We start from the raw sequence: 306 nt of genomic DNA on the forward strand, positions 1-306 counted from the left end.
CCAGATTCTGGCAGCCAGGCCTGTGGCGACGTGGGCCCGGGCCGGATGCTGGATCCATTGGAGCTGGTGGAGCGCTGCTGCCAGCAACTGGCCGCCGAGCCCCTGCTGGCGGGCGTCAGGCTGCTGCTCACCGCAGGACCAACCCGCGAGGCACTGGATCCGGTGCGCTACATCAGCAACCACAGTTCCGGCAAGATGGGCTACGCCATCGCCCGCGCTGCCCGTGAGGCGGGCGCCGAGGTGACGCTGGTGAGCTGCCCGGTCGCCCTGCCGACACCGAGCGGAGTAGCGCGAGTCGATGTGGAA

Annotated in this window: 1 protein-coding gene; it reads left to right on the forward strand. The window is 69.9% G+C overall.

Annotated features, from left to right (window positions below):
* Positions 1–306 (forward strand): phosphopantothenoylcysteine decarboxylase domain-containing protein (locus AAC083_RS23395; protein ID WP_308811029.1); only part of this gene is annotated, 306 nt, incomplete at both ends.

Origin of the sequence: Aeromonas sp. HMWF014 (assembly GCF_963878295.1) — a bacterium.
GTDB lineage: Bacteria > Pseudomonadota > Gammaproteobacteria > Enterobacterales > Aeromonadaceae > Aeromonas > Aeromonas popoffii.